Here is a 17,743-nt window from a genome sequence, read left to right as displayed (position 1 = left end):
GCTCCTGCTCAAGCTGCGGGGCGTTGTCGAAATAATCCTCCAGCGCGCCCTTGCCGCGCGAGGTCACGAAGATGAATTCCTTGATGCCGGCCGCGCGCGCCTCGTCGATCGCGTACTGAACCAGCGGACGGTCCACCAGCGTCATGATCTCCTTGGGCACCGATTTGGTGGCCGGAATGAACCGGGTCCCCAGACCCGCCACCGGAAAAATTGCCTTGGTGACCCTGTTACGCATGACCCGCCCCCATCTTCACACCCTGTTCACTCGATATCTTGATCATTGCCCTGCCCGGGTCACCCGGCCGGCGGATCAGCTGCCGGCGGCCGGATCCGGACCGGCGCCCTTGGCCCCGCCCTCGCCGGCCCCATGTCCCTGTGTTCCGCCGTCGGTGACAGCGCCCAGCTCGCCGCGCAGCATTTCGATTTCGGCTTGCAAGGCCTCGTATTCGGCAACCTTCCGGGCCAGGAAGCGCCGCGTGATCATGGCTTTCCGGGTGAAGCCCCTGGGGGTCAGGATATAGGCGTAACGGCGCTTGTCCTGGGCTGCCGAGAAGTTGCCGATCTTCACGAAACCCTTCTCGATCAATGCCTTGAGCACGTAATTGACCCGGCCGAGCGCAATCCCGAGTTCCGCGGCAAGCTCGCGCTGGCTGATCGTGGGGCGCTGCTGCAAGACCCGCAGCACCCGGAAACAGATATCTTCATCAAGCGATCGCGTCATTTTGTCCGAAATTAAGGGTAGGGCCATCCAGCTTGAGCGGCGCCCTGCCTGCAATCGCGCAGGCTCACGCACCGCCAGTTGAGGGGGTATCAACCCTCATGGCCCTGATTAAACCGGGTTTTTACCGATCCAAAACCAGTCACGGAACGTCCTAGCGCAAAATCCTGGGTTTGAAAACCGTCTATCGCAAATGTGTCACGGATGATCAGTTCATCGACGGGTTGCAACGCGGGTCCGTTTCGTTCACTCCTGAACGAAACGGCGAGGTGCCCATGATATCGCTCCGATCATCGCAGTTCATCCCGTCCGAGTGGCATCTGCTGTTGTGCAAGCCCAATCGCAATCACATCGCAATGCGCAACCTCAACCGCCTGCGGCTGGACCTGTTCATGCCGCAGCACGTGACCGAGCGGCGCTGGCGCGGACGGGTCCGGCCCGAGACGCGGCCAATCTTCGCCGGCTACATCTTCTTCAGCAACAGCGATAACGGCGCCAGGTGGGACCGGATCCAGAACGCCCCGGGCGTGGCGCGGATCATCGGGTTTGGTGGCGCCGGGCCCGCGCGTGTGCCCACCGATCTGGTCGCCGGGCTCATGCAGCGCTGCGACGAGTCAGGTCTGCTGCGCCCCGAACAGGGGTTTTCGGTGGGGGATGAGATCCGCATCGCCGCCGGCCCGTTCCGCGATTTCATCTCCACGATCGAGCATATCGATGCGGAGAAACGGATCCACGTGCTTCTCGACATGCTTGGCCGGAAAACCCGGGTCACGCTTACCCCGGACCAGGTCAGGCCAAAGCTCTGACACCCCCGCCTGCCCTTGCACAGGCCCTGCACGGTGCCCCGGGGCTTTGGTCGAAATATGCTCATCAAGGTCAGCAATGGGCTAATTACATCCTAAGACTGTATTCTACATTCTATGTTCGCGCGTCATTTGAGAAAACTACACTCCTGGAGGCCGATTTGGTGCTAAATGGCTGGCTCACACGCACAAAATGACGCCACTTCGCATCCATGACCGCAAGATTGGTTGTAATTTTGCAACCCTACTCGCCTGATCTGCAAGCCAGACCTGTCCGTGCCGGACTTGTCACGTGCAAATTGCATCAGGGCTGTTAGTCAAAACGCGGAGCGAGGCACGCATTTCTGGGCGCAGATCTTGACGCAGCGTTAGCACGGACAGAAACCTCCTGATCGGCAGGGATGGATTGAATGGTACCGGATTGGTCACTGCAGATTGCTTCGGCGTTCTTCGTAGCACTGACCATGGCCCTCATCCTGATTGCCACACAACGGCTGCATGGCCATCTGACCCATGACAGCCAGGCCAAGGTCCAGAAACTGCACGGCAAATCGGTTCCGCGGATCGGCGGGCTGGCTGTCTTCCTGGGGCTGGTCGCCGGTGGGCTGACCCTTGCCGGGGAGGCGGCCTGGCTGTGGTGGAGCATCTGCCTGGCGGCGCTGCCCGCCTTCGGCGCCGGACTGGCCGAGGACCTGACCAATCGCGTGTCCGCGCGCATGCGCCTCGTGGCCTCTCTCCTTGCCGGGCTCGCCTTCTGCCTGCTGACCGGACATCACGTTGACAAGGCCGGGGTTCCGGGGCTGGACCTGCTCCTGTCGATCCCCTGGATCGCCATCCCGCTGACCGCCATCCTGATTGCCGGGATCGCCAACGCCCTGAATATCATCGACGGTGTCAACGGGCTCTCCTCGGGCACCGCGATCATCGTCTTCGCGGGCTTTGCCGCCGTGGCCGGCGCCCATGGCGATCTCATGCTCCTGTCGATCTGCCTTGTCTGCATCGGAGCGCTGGCGGGGTTCTTCGTGGTCAATTTTCCCTTGGGATGCATTTTTCTCGGAGATGGCGGCGCTTACATGACCGGGGTCCTGCTGGCAGTCGTCGCGCTGCTGCTGCCACTTCGCCACCCGGAGCTGACCATGTTCCTGGGCCTGCTCGCGCTTGCCTATCCGGTGATCGAGATGCTCATCACGATCCAGCGGCGGATGAACCGCCGAAACGCGCATCCCGGCAAGGCCGACAGGCTGCATCTGCACAGCCTGTTGTTCCGCGGTCGGGCCAGGCGGCTGGCCTACAGACCCGAGTTGCCGACCTGGCCGAATTCCCTGACGACGGTGCTGGTCTTGCCGCTGCCGATTGCCTCGGTGCTGTTGATGCTCGTCTTTCAGACCAGCATGACGGGAACGCTCCTGGGGATCTTCGTGATCATCTTCATTTATCTCCGGGTTTACAGACATGTGGCGCTGCTCGGCCGAAGGGGGCTGTTGTCGCGATTGCTCGGCCTGTCACCCCTCCGGCCGGCCGGCCGCACGAACCCGGAGGACTGACATGCGAATCGTCGCCCCGCCCCGCTCCGCATGCAAAGGGTTTGAGTCCGGACATGGACTCGCACACGGTTGCGTGACTCATACACAACGGTCCACAGGCAAAATGGGAGACTTCCCGGAGGTTTCTGGTGTAATAATGCCGTCGCCCCGTTACAGAAAACCAATGAGGCGCAGAGCAACAAAAAAAACGACAGGAACGGGCCTGCTTGCGATCCTGTTGGCAAGCGTGCCGTTCCATTCCGGCGCCGACCCGACGCTGGAGACCAGCTATAACAGCTATGGCTACCCCGGGCTGATCGACATGCCCGTGGCGTTGAGCCGTCCGGACGGGGAGCTGGCGTTCACCACCAGCAGCTTTGCCGGCCAGACCCGCAACACGCTGACCTTCCAGATCACCCCACGCCTGTCGGGCAGTTTCCGCTACTCGGTCCTGGACGATCTCGCCGGCCGCACCGGGACGCTCTATGACCGCAGCTTTTCGCTGCATTACCGGCTTCTCGACGAATCCGGCTGGCGCCCAGCCTTCGCCGTCGGGCTCAACGATTTTCTCGGAACCGGCGTCTATGCCTCGGAATATATCGTCGCCACCAAGACCATCACCCCGCGGTTGCGCTTCAGCGCCGGGATGGGATGGGGCCGGCTGGGCAGCAGCGGCGGCTTCACGAACCCGCTTTCGGTCTTCGGTGACCGTTGGGATCGCCGCCCGGCGCGGGATGCCGGCAAGGGCGGCGAAGTGGAGGCGGCGGAGTTCTTCCGCGGCGACGCCGCGCTGTTCGGCGGGCTCGAATGGCAGGCCACCGAGCGACTTTCCTTCACCGCCGAATATTCCTCGGATGCCAACCCGGACGAGACGCCCACGGCCTTCGAGCGCGACTCGCAGCTGAATTTCGGGGCGCGCTACGCCATCCGCCCCGATATCGACCTGTCGCTGCGCTACCTCTACGGCAGCGAGCTCGGCGTTCAGGTGACAGCGGCCCTGAACCCCAAGGCACCGCCGACCGCGACCGGCGGGCGCGAGCCCGCCCCGCCGCCCTTGCGCGCCGAGACGCGCGTGCCGCGCGTCTCGTGGCCGGACAGTGTCGAGGAGACAACCACGCTGCGCCGGCGGGTGGCCGACGCGCTCGCGGGCCAGGGGGTGCGCCTGCACGGGATGCGCCGCGCGGATGACACGGTGCGGATCGAGATCGAGAACGCCACCTATACCCATGAAGCCCAGGCGGTGGGGCGCACGGCCCGAGTTCTGTCGCGGCAGATGCCGGCCGACATCACGCAATTCGTGATTATCCCCGTCACCAACGGCATTCCGGTCTCGGAGCTGCGCCTGCGCCGCCAGGACATGGCCGCGCTCGAGCACCATCTCGATGGCAGCTGGCGGAGCTTTGCGCGCACGCGCATCGCCGCGGCCGGGGCCGGCATGGCCCCCGCCCCGGAGCGCTATCCGCGTTTCGACTGGGGGCTCACGCCCTATCTGAGCCCCAGCCTGTTCGACCCCGACAATCCCGTGCGGGCGGATTTCGGCGCGCAGCTGCAGGCGCGCTTCGAACCGGCCCCGGGGCTCGAGTTTTCCGGCACGCTGCGCAAGCGGATCATCGGCAATCGCGACGAGGCGACTCGCCGGTCGAACTCGGTCCTGCCGCGTGTGCGCAGCGATTTCAGCCTCTACGACATCGAGGGCGATCCGGCCCTCACCGATCTGACCGGGGCGTATTATTTCAAGCCCGGCCGGGATCTCTACGGACGGGTGAGCCTGGGGTATCTCGAGCCGATGTTCGGTGGTCTGTCGTCGGAACTGCTCTGGAAGCCCAATGACAGCGCCTTCGCGCTCGGCATCGAGGCCAATTACGTCAAGCAGCGTGATTACGACCAGATGTTCGGTTTCCGCAGCTACGACGTCGCGACCGGTCATGTCTCGGCCTACTGGGACATGGGCAATGGCTTTCATGCCCAGATCGATGCCGGGCGTTATCTCGCGGGAGATTGGGGGGCAACCTTCTCGCTCGACCGGGAGTTCAACAACGGCTGGAAGGTCGGTGCCTTCGCCACCCTGACGGATGTGCCCTTCGACACCTTCGGGGAAGGCTCCTTCGACAAGGGCCTGCGCATCACCGTGCCGATCTCCTGGCTCACGGGCGAGCCGAGCAAGTCCGGCTACAGCACCACGATCCGTCCGGTAACCCGCGACGGCGGTGCGCGTCTCAATGTGCGCGATCGGCTCTATGAACGGGTCCGGCCCTTGCAGAAACCGGACCTGCAGGACGGCTGGGGGAAATTCTGGCGATGACACGCAGCACACCCCCGATTATGGCAAGACGCCCCGCTCTTCTGGCTGCCGCCATGCTGCTTTTGCTGGCGCCCGGATGCGACAGGGTGACCGAGACGCTCGGGCTGACAGGCAACGTGGCGGCGGTCGCCCCCGCGCCCGTCGGGCCTGAACGGCTTCGTGTCACGCTGCCCGCGACCGGGGCAGAGGCCACCCTTGCCCCGGTGGCCCGCAACCGCAATGCCACGGTCTGGCAGACACTCGATGGCATCACCCTGACCTTCCGGGAGGGGGTGCTGGCCCAGACGCGGGGCCTGGGACAAGACGTGATGACCAGCGACGTCACGAACACGCTGGCGATGCTGCGCGGCGCGCCCGGAGACGGGTATTATCCGCAGTTCCGCTCGTATCTCGATGGCGAGGACCGCACCGTGTTTCGAACCTACCAATGCCGGCGCACCGGGCGCACGGATCGGCAGGTCACGATCGACCAAACACCGCTCCGCTTGCACCGGATCGAGGAGACATGCACCTCGCCCCGGACCCGGTTCACCAATATCTACTGGCTGGACGGAAACGGAACCGTGATGAAATCGCGTCAATGGATCAACCCGAGCATCGGCGCCATGGAAACCGAGCGCGTGCTGCGCTAACGAGAACAAAATGGAGGGGACAGGATGACTACTCCCAAGGCTTCGCTTCTGACCCGCACGGCCATCGGTCTGGCCCTGACGGCAGGACTCTTGCTGCCCGCGGGATGCGGTGTGGTCTACACCAGCCCGACCGTCAGCCGTGCGGCCGGCACGGACATGGATGTGCGCGAGATCAAGCTGACCCCGGAAAGCGTGGTGATGGCCAACCGCACACCCTACAGCCCGCGCAATCTCCCGCGAGAGTTCTTCACTGCGGCCAGCGGCCGGCAAGGGCCCGGCCTCGGCGCCCTGCCCGAAGCACCGCAGGTCCCCAATGAAAACCCGGGCCGTCTTCAGCTGCGGCCACCGCCGGACGTGCCGGATCGGCCCTACCGGATCGGTGTCGGCGATGTGGTTCTCCTGGCCACCAAGCAGAACGGTGATTCCGTGGAACGGCTCAGCGGCCTGCTGGCCGCGCAGACCCGCCGGCAGGGCTACACCGTCTCCGATGACGGGGCGATCTCGATACCCGATATCGGTCGCGTGGAAATTGGCGGGCTGACCCTGCAGAACGCACAGGACGAGATCTTCAGGTTCCTGCTCGATAACCAGGTGGATCCGGCCTTCTCACTCGAAGTCAGCGAGTTCAATTCCCAACGCGTGACGGTGGGCGGCGCCGTGCGCAACGCGACACGCGTGCCGATCACGCTGGTGCCGCTGACCCTGGGTGAGGCGCTCACGGCCACCGGCGGCCTGGCCATCAAGGACGAGCAGTTCGCCTCGATCCGGATCTATCGCGATGGCACGCTCTACCAGATTCCCTACGAGGATTACCTGGAGCGGCCGGACCTTCAGACGCTGCGTCTGACCAATGGGGATGCGATCTTCGTCGACACGACTTACGATCTCGATCGGGCTTTCCAGTTCTATCAAACCGAAATCGACATCATCAGCCTGCGCAACCAGGCGCGGTCCGACACGATCGACCGGCTGCAGGCCGAAATCGGTCTGCGTCGCGGCATGCTCGAGGAACAGCGCGCGAATTTCCGGGCACGTACGGAGTTCGGCGCAGAAGCACGGGACCATATTTACCTGGTCGGCGAGGTTTCGGAACAAACCCGTGTCGCCCTGCCCTATGAACAACAAACCACGCTGGCGGATGTTCTGTTCGGCAATGGCGGGTTTCCGACACGCACCGGCGATGCCTCGAACATCTACGTGCTGCGACCTTCCACCAACCCGGCCGAGTTCGGGGCTGTCACCGCCTGGCATCTCGACGCGGCCAACACGGTGAACGTGACCCTCGCGACACGCCTGCAGATGCGTCCCAATGACATCGTGTTCGTGGAGGAACAGCCGATCACCAAATGGGGCCGCGCATTCCAGCAGGTTCTTCCGGTGCTCCTCAATACCGCTGGTCGCGCTGCTGTCGATTGATGCGCGAGACCGGTCGCGTCACGCCTCATGAGTGGCGGTTTGCGCGGCGCCCGAAACAAAACCGGCGCCATCTCCGTGAAGATGGCGCCGGATCTGAACTGGAAACAATAACCCTTGGAACACCAATTATTTCTACCTGAGAAATGTGGCGGAAATTTGACGCCCCGCCCTCAGTTCGTCGAGGGTGTCGAGCCCGAGGAGCCCCCGCTCAATGCGAACACAGCGACGAGGAGGCCACCGACGATCGCGACCGCGCCGCCGCCCAGGCCACCTGTCATGCCGTCCGCGGTGTCAGCCGCCGCCGACCGCGGGCAGGACACCCGGATCCGCGTCTGGTTGGCGATGAACTCCGCATCCTGGACCACCGCGCCATCGCAGGCATCAACGCGTGTCGCGTATTCAAGCGCGGTTTCCCCCGGAAGCGGTGCTTGATCGAAACTCTGCTGTGCCACCGCCGGGAGAGACAAAGCCGCGCCCATGATGAGTCCGGCCAATGGTTTTGCAAAACATTTCATGGTCAATTGCCTCTCTTTTCAGTTGTTGGCATTATACACGCTGAGCATGAAATTGAAAGAATGAATAAGGCTTGATTGGCGGCCCGATGCACGTCATCCGGCCTCGTAATAGCCACGCCCATAGGCTGAATAGGCGCCGTATTTGCCACCATATCCATAGCGGCGCATGCCCTTGGGATCGATCTGGGCCAGGGCCAGCCCGGTGACCCGCAGATTGACCGACTCGAATTCGCGCAAGCCGGCAATGACCTGGCTGCGATCCGTCTTGTCCCAGGCAACGGTATATATGATCGCGTCGACCTGTTGGCCGATCACCCTGGCGTCGGGCACCACAAGGACAGGCGGGGTATCGATGACCACGAAATCATAAGCCTCGCGCGCGCGAAGCAGGAAACTCCGGAACAGGTCCGAGGAGAAAAGATCCGCCGCGTTGGCCCGCGATTTCTCTCCCATCAACACATCGGCGCCGAGTTCCTCGTTATAGAAAACGATCTGATCCAGGGCGACCTCGTTCGACAAGGCCGCGATAATGCCGCCACTGGGCGTGTTGTCGAAATATCGCGAAAACGTGCGCCTGCGAATATCCCCCTCAATCAGCAGGACCTTCTTGCCGAGACCGGCCATGTTCTGGGCCAGGGCGACGGCCTGGGTTGTCTTGCCTTCACGAGGAACAGAGGAGGTCGACATCACAACCTTTGGCGGGGCATCGACATCGGATAGAAGAATAGAGGTTCGAAGGTTGCGTATGGCCTCGGCCGCGGCCGAGGTCGGCTTGTCCTGAAGATATCCGATCAGCTTGTCGCGCGACTTGATCGGGATCTTCGGGATCTGGCCAAGCACCGGTATACCGGTTGCCGCTTCGAGCTCCTCGGTAGTGCGGAAGGTATTGTGCAGAAACTGGCGTAACAACACGAAGCCGGCACCGATCATCGCGCCAAGAACCATCGCCAGGGCGAATATCCTTGCAGGCCTGGGCGCCACTCGTCCGCCAGGCGTGGCATCCGAGAGGACCCGGCTGTCAGCCTGTTGAAGCCCCCGCTGCACCGTCGTCTCCTTGAGCCGTGTCAGGAAGGTCTCGTAGAGCGTGCGGGTTGTTTCCACTTCGCGCTGCATCTGCTGGATCTGTACAAGATCCTCCGATTGACGGTCGATGCGGTCCTGCAGTTTTTCGTAGGACGCGGCCAAGGCATCAACCTGGTTCCCCAGCCGCTGACGTTCCGCCTTGGCGCGTGTCACCAGCGTCTGCAGGCGTTGATCGAAAAGTTGCGTGGCCTCCTGGGCACCGTCCCTGATTTGCGCGAGAAGCTGTTGCAGTGTCGGGTCATCGGTCATTTCCACGATGGTTGCGCGGTCCTGCGTATTGCGCAATTCACCCAAGCGTGCCTCGGTTTGCGCAAGCCGGCCACGCATCTCCTGCAACCGGTCACGGAGATCCTTGGCCTGCAGGTTTTGCGCCTCCAGCGCTTCAGGGCTGGTCAGATCGGTTTCGGCCGTGGCGGCCTTTAGCGCGTTCTCTTTTTCCCGCAACTCCTGTTCCAGTTCAGTCACACGTGTCGAAAGCCATGCCACGGCCTGCTCCGTGGCCTCGAACTTGACCGCGATCTGGTCCTGGATATAAACATCGGACAAAGTATTGACGATTTGCGCCGATTTATTCGGATCTTGGGTCGTGGCGCTGATGGTAAAGACATACGTGTTACGCTGCACCGCAGCGGATAGGGCGTTCCGCAAACCTCCTATGACCCTGTCACGCGCCGAGGTCGGCTCGCGGTCCATTGTCTCGTTTTCTGTTACAACGCCTTCGCCCTGCGCGGCCTGTCCGACCAGGTCATCAAGCCCCAATTCTGCCAGGACATCCTTGGTCCATCCAAGGACAGCCGCCTTGACCGATTCAAGCGGCGGCGGCGAGCGCAGGGCGGCATTGAACTCGGGGTCCTCGACAAGATCAAGCGCATCCGCCACCTGGCCCAGAATCCTGCGCGAAAGCAGGATTTCCACTTCAGTGTTGAGGGCCGCCTGTTCCGTTGATGCCCCCGAAATCACGCCTTCTATGTCAACCACCTGCTTGGTGCGCATTTCAAGAGTCAATTGTGCCGTCGACCGGTATTCCGATACGGCAACTCCAAAAACATAGTAACCAGCAAGAGACATCGCCGCGAGAACCGATAGCACGATGATCCATTTGCCGCGCCACAGGGCGCGCACAAGTTCCATCAGGTCGATTTCATCATCATCGGCAGGCATCTGCGACCGGGCGGTCTGGGACGCCTTTTCCGTGATATGCGTCTCTTTCATGATGATCGTGAACCCTGGCGCAAACAGTCATGTATCAAAAACAGGGTTTATCCTGTCAGGAACGGTTTTCATACCGGAAACTGCAATTTCTACGGGCTTGGCCTCCCGGAACAGTGAAACCAGCGGTCGCTGTCGCATATCCCCGGCTTGTGCGATAGTCCGCACGGCATGCCGGCCGCGCCTATCCGTTCCCGGCCTGGAGAAAGCGTACGTCCTCTTTCGAGATCACGGCGGCGCTCAGCACCCCGGTCGCATAGGCTCCCGTGTCAACCGCGATGCGCGTGTCCCGCATCTCCGGCGCGGGCACCACGGAGTGACCATGGACGACCCACTGCCCGTCCTGGCGCGGCTGCCGGTGAAACCGGGAATGCCCCCATAGAAGAACCTCGGGGTCCTGTGCCTCCATGGGCTTGATCGGGTCGGCCCCGGCATGAACGGCCCAGACATTCCCGTTGCGCCATGTCAGGGGCCGGTCGCGCAACCAGTCGATCATGCGGTCACCCATGGCCGCGGCCAACCGATCGCGAAGCGCCTCGAGGGCCGGCCGATTGTCCATGCCACCGGCGGGTGGCGCCACCCCGAAACTCGCCAGGGTCTGCAATCCGCCGTTCCTGAGCCACGAACGCGCGCCCCGAGCGGGATCGTCCAGAAAGTCGAGCAGCAGGAGTTCATGGTTCCCCATCAGGCAGGTCACGGGCTGTGAGCCTTCCGGAGAACTCCCCATCAGCAGTTCCAGCACGCCGCGTGTGTCTTCGCCACGATCGACATAATCACCCAGGAAAACAATGGGACTTCCGAAATGCTGCTGCTCGATCATCAGGCCCAGCCTGCACAGAAGATCGGGACAACCATGAAGATCGCCCACCGCGACGAAGGTTTCTTCGGGCTGCGGCGGCGGGATCGCCGGAGCGTCTCTGTCCTGCCCCGTGTTTCTGCCAATGATCCGTGACACGACTCTTTTCATGAACGTAATCAACCGTCAATTTTCGCCGAATGCAACTGAACCTGCTGGATTTCACACACAAATGAGCGTGTCCATCGTCAGGGTGAAGAGACGTCCGGGTGACGCCGGTGATCGCTGGTGAATGTGCGGGGCCGCCAATCCGCGAGGCGGGTCGGATGACCGTCGAACGCCTGCGCCAGTTCGATCCGCATCGTGTCACTCTTGATCGCGGCAATCACCCCTTTCGCCTTGAATGCCCGGCCGTGGGTCCGGTGTGGTCCTCGTGCCATGGTCTGCGCCTCGCGCGCCGCATCATGCCGCCGGTGCGCGGAATATCCACCTGTCCCGGCTGTTCGGATGTCTCGAACCTCCCCTGACGGCTTCGGCGACGCCGAGCGGTCGCTGCGCTCTTTCGTTCCCGACTCTTTCGGCGTTCTGCCTGCCGCGGTTTTCTTGTCTCAGCCACCGATCCGTGTAAGCGCATCCTGGACCGCAATCCGGATCATGCCAGGCCCGCTTCCTGGAGGATGCGGGGGATCTGCTTCTTGACCTTGAAGAACCCTGCGGTGGCATGCGGCCAGATCAGGCTGTCCCAGTGGCGTTGCCATTCGGCCATGGTGATGCCTGCATCCGTCAGCGCGGGGCGCGCCGCGTCCAGCCAATCGCGAAGAGGTCCGGTCGGCACGTAGGGGGTAACGATCTGGCGCGCGCCGGCCCGCGCGGCCCAGCGGGCGAGGTCGGCGGGCACGCCCGCGCCCATCCGTGTCGCCGCACCTCCGACGCGGTTGGCGGCATCGGCCAGCGCCATGGTCTCGAACGCCGCCACGTCCCGGGAGGCCGGACGCGGCGAACGCAGGTGGCTGGCGGTCAGCGTGGCGGTGGCACGGATATCCAGGGCCGCCGGCGCGAAATCCTCGACGCGGCAGTCCTCTTCGGTGATCAGAAGCGCGGTGGGCACATGCGGCGCGGGACGCACGGGCGCGCGCAGCGGCCGGAGATCGGGCAGGCCGTCCGGTTCCAGATGCGCCAGCCCCTGCACGTCCTGCGCAAGATCGCCATTCCGCGGGGCAAAACGGCCATCGGTGAACTGCGCGATGTTCCAGGCCTGCGCCTTGTAGGGCTTGCCACGCGTGTGGAGTCCGGCAACCCAGCGCCAGCCCAGGGTGTTCGAGGCCGGATCCCCGTCGAGCAGGTGGCGATAAAAGAAGTCTGCGCCCACCCGCCAGGGCAACTCGAGCGTGAACATCCAGATCGAGGCGAACCACATCCGGGCATGATTGTGCAGATATCCGGTCTCGACCAATTCCCGCGCCCAGGCGTCGAAACACGCTAGGCCTGTCTCGCCGGCTTCGGCGCGCGCCACGTCGCGCCTCAGGCGGCGGTCGATATCGAGGGTCGCGAGGTCCTGCTCCAGCCCGGCGCGGTAGGCGGTCCAGACGTGGGGACGACGTTCCAGCCAGCCCTTAAAATAGCCGCGCCAGATGGTCTCCTCGATGAATTTCCCTGCCGCCTCGGAGCCATGCGCGGCAAGGGCCGCGGCGACCGTTTCGCGTTCCGTCACCAGCCTGCGCCGCAGGTAGGGGGACAACGTCGAGACATCCCGATGCGCCCCGACTCCGCGGTCGGTGTTGCGCCGGTCGGCATAGCGCCGTCCCATGCGCCGGGTGAAGCCGGCCAGGATTTGCGTGCCCGCCGCACGGGTCGCCTCGGTGTGGGGCATCTCGATCTCCTGTTCGCGGCGTGACGTATCGCGGTGCCGCGCGAAGGCAATGCATGCGGTGCGGCCTTGCCCCTCAGTCGGCGCGGCCGGCCATTGTCGGTTCCGGGGGCACGGCATCCGTCGGCATGCATGCTGTCCGGAACGTCGCCCGCCCATCGGGATGCGCGTGCGGCCGGCAGAGATCTTCACAGGATTCGATGACGACGATTTGTGACGGGCAGCTGCGCGCCGGGCAAACTGCGCCTCCTGCGCACTCTCAGCGGCTGGCCGTAGAGTCCATTGCTTCATACGAGCAAGGGGAGGTCTCGGAACGCATCCCATCACAGGCACAACAAGGGCCTGGGACTGAACACCCAAAGGGATTTCTGCAAGGGGCAGATCGCCCACTACAAGATTGCAAGGCATTTCCGAATTGTCGCAGACTGGCCAATGACCATCACCGGCAAGCCGCAGAAATTCGTTGTGCGGGACAAGATGGCAGAGGCGTTGGCGGGCTCCCGTTAAAAAAGGATTTTTGCAGAGCCCCGGTAGTCCATCATTTGAATGACTGCCTTAATCAAAGCAGCCAAAAATACCTCGCATTCACAACGACCGACTGCTCTCCACCGACATGTCGAGCGGGACAAGAGTTTTGCACCAATCCTGCATCGAGATTATCCCTTTTCGGATGACCCGCACACGAAGCGCGCCCAGTCCTCCATCATCTCCCGCCGTTTCTCGACCATGTCACCTCGCCTGTAAGCACGTTCTACGTCGCTGCCAACGGTGTGTGCCAGCGCGATCTCGGCCATTTCGCGCGGGTAGTTCGTGCGCTCCGCGGCCCAATCCCTAAAAGTGGAGCGAATGCCGTGCGGCACGGCCGGGCTGCGCGATTGAGGATCGAGAAAGCCAGCGCGCCCCGCCTTCACATCATCCGCCTGCATCCTGCGCATCACGGCGGAGATCGCCATGTCAGACATTTGCTTCGCCCTTGGCGACGGAAACACATAATTGCATTCGGGATATCTCGGCAGAACCTTGAGCAGGTCCACCGCCGCAGACGAAAGGGGCACGCGATGTTCGCGCGCAACCTTCATCCGCTCGGCGGGAATGATCCAGATCTTTTTCGCCAGGTCGATCTCTTCCCAGGTCGCACCGCGTAACTCCCCGGAGCGCGACGCGGTCAGGGTGAGGAACTGGAGAGCAAGCGCCGCCATCCCTTTGCGACTCTGCAATGCCCCGAACCAGTCGGCTGCTTCATCGAGGGCAATAGCGGGCTGTCGGCGGCCAGTCTTCTGAATCTTGCTGGGAGCCGGCAGAACCTGCTGCAGGTTCCCTTTCCACCGCGCTGGATTATCGCCCTCTCTGAAACCCATCGCCCGGGACCAGTCCAGCACGGCCTCGACCCTTTGCCGCACCCTGGATGCCGTCTCGTTCTTGGTGCTCCAGATCGGGCTGAGAACTGCGAGGATGTCCTCCATGCTGATCGAGGAGACTGGCTTATCCTTAATCACCGGAAAGGCATAGGTAACGATCGTCGACTTCCATTGTTTGACATGCTTGGGATTGGAACGCTCGATTTGAACCTTTTCTTCGAAATAGCGCAGGAACGCTGTCTCGAAGGTGGTTTCCTCCCGAACTTCGACCGCGCGTGCAGCGCGTTCGGCTCTTCGCTCTTCGACAGGGTCACGTCCGGCCCGGATCCGGCGGCGCATCTCTGCTGCCTGCTCTCGGGCCTCCGCTAGGCTTACCTCGGGATAAGGTCCCAGACCGATATGGCGTCGCTTGCCCTGCACAGTCGACCGGAGTATCCAAGACCGCGCACCCGCCTCGGTGATACTCAGGTTCAGACCGCTCACCCCACCCACTGCATGCAGTCCCGGAGCAGATAAATTCTTGACTTGAATTGCCTTGAGTTCTCGTGCCTGCTTTGGCATCCTTTACTATCAACTTTCCCATCAACGCGATGCCCTATGAGGTGCATCCTGGTGCGATCAATTTCAAGCAGGCACTTACTATTTTTAATATAAGATATTGTTTTTATTTGTTATTTTCATCTTCCTGAAATAAGCTACAGCTTATCAACAGCAGACACCTCCTCCGCCACCGTGTCTCCAAAGATTTTAGATAGACTTTTGAAATAAAAAAGAAAATTCAGAATTTGGCTTCTTATCATTGTTGATGGGGCCGCTTGTGCTATACATTTTTTAATACTTGTCCCTGGAATTTTGGGAGTGTTGCAACATGGCCATCAAGAAGCGCGGGAAGACATTGTCGCTCTATAAGCGGGTGCCCAAGCGGTATGAGTCGGTCGAGCCGCGCAAGTTCATATGGCTGGCTCTGCATACCGACAGCCCTACAGTCGCCGAGCGCAAGGCCGGGCCAGCATGGGACGCGCTCGTAGAAGGATGGGAAGCCAAGCTCGCCGGCGACACTGCCGATGCTGAACAACGCTTTTCTGCAGCCCATGACCTGGCCAAGGCTCGGGGCTTTCGATACCTGCGTGCAGAACAGGTGGCAAAGCTTCCCAAGGATGAACTGCTAGAGCGTATTGCGGCCGTGGGTGGCACAGATGCAGATCCGGACCTTCGCGATGCCGAGGCGCTGCTCGGGGGTGCACAGGAACCACAAATAACTGTCAGCCGTGCACTTGAATTGTATTGGGATCTTACCGCCGATCAACTGCGCGGCAAAAGCGACGATCAGATGCGCAGTTGGAAAAACCCGAGGAAAAAGGCGATCAAGAACTTCATCGCTGTCATCGGCGACAAGCCTCTCGCCGATATCACCGGCGACGACATGCTCGACTTTCGCGGATGGTGGCTGGAAAGGATGGAAGCTCAGGACTTGACTGCGAACAGTGCCAACAAGGATCTGATCCATCTTGGCAACGTCCTGAAGACGGTCAACAAGATGAAGCGGCTGAACCTGGTTCTGCCGCTCTCCGATCTCTCGTTCAAAGAGGGGGAAGCCAGGCCGCGGCCACCGTTCTCGACCGGCTGGATACGAAACGAGTTACTCGCGCCCGGTGCGCTGGACGGGCTGAACGATGAAGCGAAGGCGATCTTGCTCGCTATGATCAACACAGGTGCTCGGCCGTCCGAGCTGGCATCACTGACCGCCGATCAGATCGTTCTGGATAGCAACGTTCCGTATATCAAGATCGAGCCACACGAACGTCAGCTGAAGAGCAGGAATGCAAGGCGCGTGATTCCTCTGATCGGTGTATCGCTTGAGGCGATGCGCGGCAATTCTGAAGGCTTTCCAAGGTATCGCCGCACATCTGCAAGTCTAAGTGCGACTGTGAACAAGTATCTGCGCACACACGGCCTGCTGGAGACGCCTGCACATACCCTCTACGGCTTGCGGCACTCGTTCGAGGACCGGCTGCTTGCAGCGGATGTTGACGAGCGCGTGCGGCGTGATCTGATGGGGCATGCCCTGAACCGCGAGCGCTACGGCAAAGGTGCCTCGCTGGAAAACCTGCAGGTGATCCTTCAACCAACCTGCTTCTGAAGGGCAGCGGCAGCACGGGCGCGGCTGATGGCGTCGTCCTGATCGCTTACCAAAGCTATCTCCTTCTCGATCCGCTCGAAGATCGGCAGATAAACTGGATCGTGCAGCACCAGCACCGCTAGTTTCCGGTGCGCAGATTGCAGGGATTTCAGGTCAGTGCGGCTCATACCTTCTGTATAGCAATCAGTCGCCCGGCGATTACGCTTTTCGCGAAAAAAATTGTCGGCCCTGACCGTCATGCGTAGGATGCAGGATCCCGAAGAAAAAAGGTGCGCCCAGATTTCCTCGACCATCGTTCATGGCGACCTGGTGTGCCATTCTTAGCGCCGATATAAAATTGACCCGGCCGCGGAGCGCACGAACTACCCGCGCGAAATGGCCGAGATCGCGCTGGCACACACCGTTGGCAGCGACGTAGAACGTGCTTACAGGCGGAGTGACTTCATCGAGAAGCGGCGGGAGATGATGGAGGACTGGGCGCGCTTCGTCACTGGACGCGGCGCTTGCAGCTGAATGTCACGGGTATCCTTTCAGCCAATTGCCCGGGCTGCCATGACCCCGCCCCAGGCCGCCACTGCAGTCAGTGTGGCACCCCAGGCCATGTCGAGGGCCACCATCGAGAGGTGCCAGTCGCGCATCACCGTCCAGCTGGTCAACTCGTAAGTGCCATAGGCGACAAAGTCCAGTATTGCGCCGTTGACAAACGCTGTTGCAGGCGTTCCGTCGCGCAGTGCCGGCCAACCCGCAAACCAAACGACGCCCCCCATGTAGACGAGGTAGAAAAGTGCGGCCGGGAGGGGACGTATCCCCTCGCGGAGCGTCTCTGCCAAGTGCTGCGCGAAGATCGGCCTTATGACAGTCGATAACACGACGGCGTCAGCGACCAGGAATATCAAGCCGGTGACTACCACGAGAACGAGTAGGGACATGCGTTTCTCCTCCGCTCTCGATTTAGATAGACCGGTGCGGCTGTTCATCCACGCATGGGGAGTCTAAGGCGATGCAGCCAAGTATTTCGGCCTGCCGACCTTCCTGACGACGAGTTTCGAGCACGGGCCGAACGGCCCCATCGTGCTGAAACTGAAAGAGACCTTTCCCGACGCGCCCTTCATCGCGCGTCCCGGGCAGATCAACGCCTGGGACAACGAGGACTTCCTGGCCGCGGTGAGCGCCACGGGCAAGACGCAGCTGATCGTCGCCGGGGTGGTGACGGAGGTCTGCGTGGCCTTCCCGGTGCTCTCCGCCATCGAGGAGGCTGTGAATCGGCATGCAAAAGTGACCCACTTGGGTGGGTATGATCATCTAAAACTGACCCACCTGCATTGTTAACATCCGTGCGCTTTGGCACGGAGGAAGAGCAGGTGTTACTGATGGAAACGTC

Annotated in this window: 17 protein-coding genes; 8 read left to right on the top strand and 9 right to left on the bottom strand. The window is 62.0% G+C overall.

Annotated elements, in window-relative coordinates; genetic code table 11:
* The coding region (locus DQW77_RS17265; protein WP_258523907.1) for a sugar phosphate nucleotidyltransferase at positions 1–235 on the bottom strand (235 nt) is incomplete at its 3' end.
* Positions 236–310: 75 nt separating this feature from the next.
* Positions 311–721: a MarR family EPS-associated transcriptional regulator gene (locus DQW77_RS17260; protein ID WP_258523906.1), complete on the bottom strand. Its 411-nt coding sequence runs from the start codon at positions 719–721 to the stop codon at positions 311–313.
* 272 nt (positions 722–993) lie between these two features.
* Between DQW77_RS17260 and DQW77_RS17255 the strand changes: the two genes are divergently transcribed.
* The 5 genes from DQW77_RS17255 (at position 994) to DQW77_RS17235 (ending at position 7,394) form a co-directional block, all read left to right on the top strand.
* Complete coding sequence (locus tag DQW77_RS17255; RefSeq protein ID WP_147095017.1) at positions 994–1,524, top strand: transcription termination/antitermination protein NusG; 531 nt, start codon at positions 994–996, stop codon at positions 1,522–1,524.
* A gap of 407 nt (positions 1,525–1,931) precedes the next feature.
* Positions 1,932–3,065 (top strand): glycosyltransferase, encoded by a 1,134-nt coding sequence (locus tag DQW77_RS17250; protein ID WP_113259506.1) that lies wholly within the window; start codon positions 1,932–1,934, stop codon positions 3,063–3,065.
* Positions 3,066–3,228: 163 nt separating this feature from the next.
* Positions 3,229–5,346, top strand: coding sequence for a YjbH domain-containing protein (locus tag DQW77_RS17245; RefSeq protein ID WP_181711328.1), 2,118 nt, complete (start codon positions 3,229–3,231; stop codon positions 5,344–5,346).
* Positions 5,343–5,978 carry a YjbF family lipoprotein gene (locus DQW77_RS17240; protein WP_113259502.1) on the top strand — a complete coding sequence of 212 codons (636 nt, stop codon included), beginning with the start codon at positions 5,343–5,345 and terminating at the stop codon, positions 5,976–5,978. The genes DQW77_RS17245 and DQW77_RS17240 overlap by 4 nt, the downstream gene beginning before the upstream one ends.
* A gap of 24 nt (positions 5,979–6,002) precedes the next feature.
* Entirely contained in the window at positions 6,003–7,394 is a 1,392-nt protein-coding gene (locus DQW77_RS17235; protein ID WP_181711327.1) for a polysaccharide biosynthesis/export family protein, read from the top strand.
* Between the two features lie 170 nt (positions 7,395–7,564).
* On the opposite strand, the gene DQW77_RS17230 is transcribed toward DQW77_RS17235, so the two are convergent.
* From DQW77_RS17230 to DQW77_RS17220, 3 genes are all read right to left on the bottom strand, one after another.
* Positions 7,565–7,909 carry a hypothetical protein gene (locus tag DQW77_RS17230; RefSeq protein ID WP_113259500.1) on the bottom strand — a complete coding sequence of 115 codons (345 nt, stop codon included), beginning with the start codon at positions 7,907–7,909 and terminating at the stop codon, positions 7,565–7,567.
* A 93-nt stretch (positions 7,910–8,002) separates the two neighbouring features.
* Positions 8,003–10,204, bottom strand: coding sequence for a polysaccharide biosynthesis tyrosine autokinase (locus DQW77_RS17225; RefSeq protein WP_113259499.1), 2,202 nt, complete (start codon positions 10,202–10,204; stop codon positions 8,003–8,005).
* Between the two features lie 181 nt (positions 10,205–10,385).
* Positions 10,386–11,156: a metallophosphoesterase gene (locus DQW77_RS17220; RefSeq protein WP_258523905.1), complete on the bottom strand. Its 771-nt coding sequence runs from the start codon at positions 11,154–11,156 to the stop codon at positions 10,386–10,388.
* 167 nt (positions 11,157–11,323) lie between these two features.
* Here DQW77_RS17220 and DQW77_RS18120 point away from each other — a divergent pair, with 167 nt between their 5' ends.
* Positions 11,324–11,524, top strand: a complete 201-nt coding sequence (locus tag DQW77_RS18120) for a hypothetical protein (protein ID WP_147095016.1) — start codon at positions 11,324–11,326, stop codon at positions 11,522–11,524.
* Between the two features lie 125 nt (positions 11,525–11,649).
* Here the strand turns inward: DQW77_RS18120 and DQW77_RS17210 are convergent, their stop codons facing one another.
* On the bottom strand, positions 11,650–12,867 hold the full coding sequence (locus tag DQW77_RS17210) for an FAD-binding domain-containing protein (RefSeq protein WP_220124989.1): 1,218 nt from the start codon (positions 12,865–12,867) through the stop codon (positions 11,650–11,652).
* A 653-nt stretch (positions 12,868–13,520) separates the two neighbouring features.
* On the bottom strand, positions 13,521–14,783 hold the full coding sequence (locus DQW77_RS17200; RefSeq protein WP_113259492.1) for a site-specific integrase: 1,263 nt from the start codon (positions 14,781–14,783) through the stop codon (positions 13,521–13,523).
* Positions 14,784–15,090: 307 nt separating this feature from the next.
* Between DQW77_RS17200 and DQW77_RS17195 the strand changes: the two genes are divergently transcribed.
* Positions 15,091–16,362 carry a tyrosine-type recombinase/integrase gene (locus DQW77_RS17195; protein ID WP_113259490.1) on the top strand — a complete coding sequence of 424 codons (1,272 nt, stop codon included), beginning with the start codon at positions 15,091–15,093 and terminating at the stop codon, positions 16,360–16,362.
* Here the strand turns inward: DQW77_RS17195 and DQW77_RS17190 are convergent.
* Both DQW77_RS17190 and DQW77_RS17180 read right to left on the bottom strand, forming a co-directional pair.
* The gene (locus DQW77_RS17190) at positions 16,344–16,655 is read right to left on the bottom strand and encodes a hypothetical protein (protein WP_113259488.1); all 312 of its coding nucleotides are present in this window, start codon (positions 16,653–16,655) and stop codon (positions 16,344–16,346) included. The genes DQW77_RS17195 and DQW77_RS17190 overlap by 19 nt on opposite strands.
* A gap of 237 nt (positions 16,656–16,892) precedes the next feature.
* Positions 16,893–17,291: a DUF2177 family protein gene (locus DQW77_RS17180; protein WP_113259486.1), complete on the bottom strand. Its 399-nt coding sequence runs from the start codon at positions 17,289–17,291 to the stop codon at positions 16,893–16,895.
* 91 nt (positions 17,292–17,382) lie between these two features.
* On the opposite strand from DQW77_RS17180, the gene DQW77_RS17175 reads away from it, so the two are divergent.
* Complete coding sequence (locus DQW77_RS17175) at positions 17,383–17,691, top strand: isochorismatase family protein (protein ID WP_113259484.1); 309 nt, start codon at positions 17,383–17,385, stop codon at positions 17,689–17,691.
* The last annotated feature ends 52 nt before the right edge of the window (positions 17,692–17,743 follow it).

Source organism: Roseovarius sp. TE539, from assembly GCF_003298505.1.
In the GTDB taxonomy this organism is placed as follows: Bacteria; Pseudomonadota; Alphaproteobacteria; order Rhodobacterales; family Rhodobacteraceae; genus Roseovarius.
This window is presented reverse-complemented; position numbering and strand designations above follow the sequence as displayed.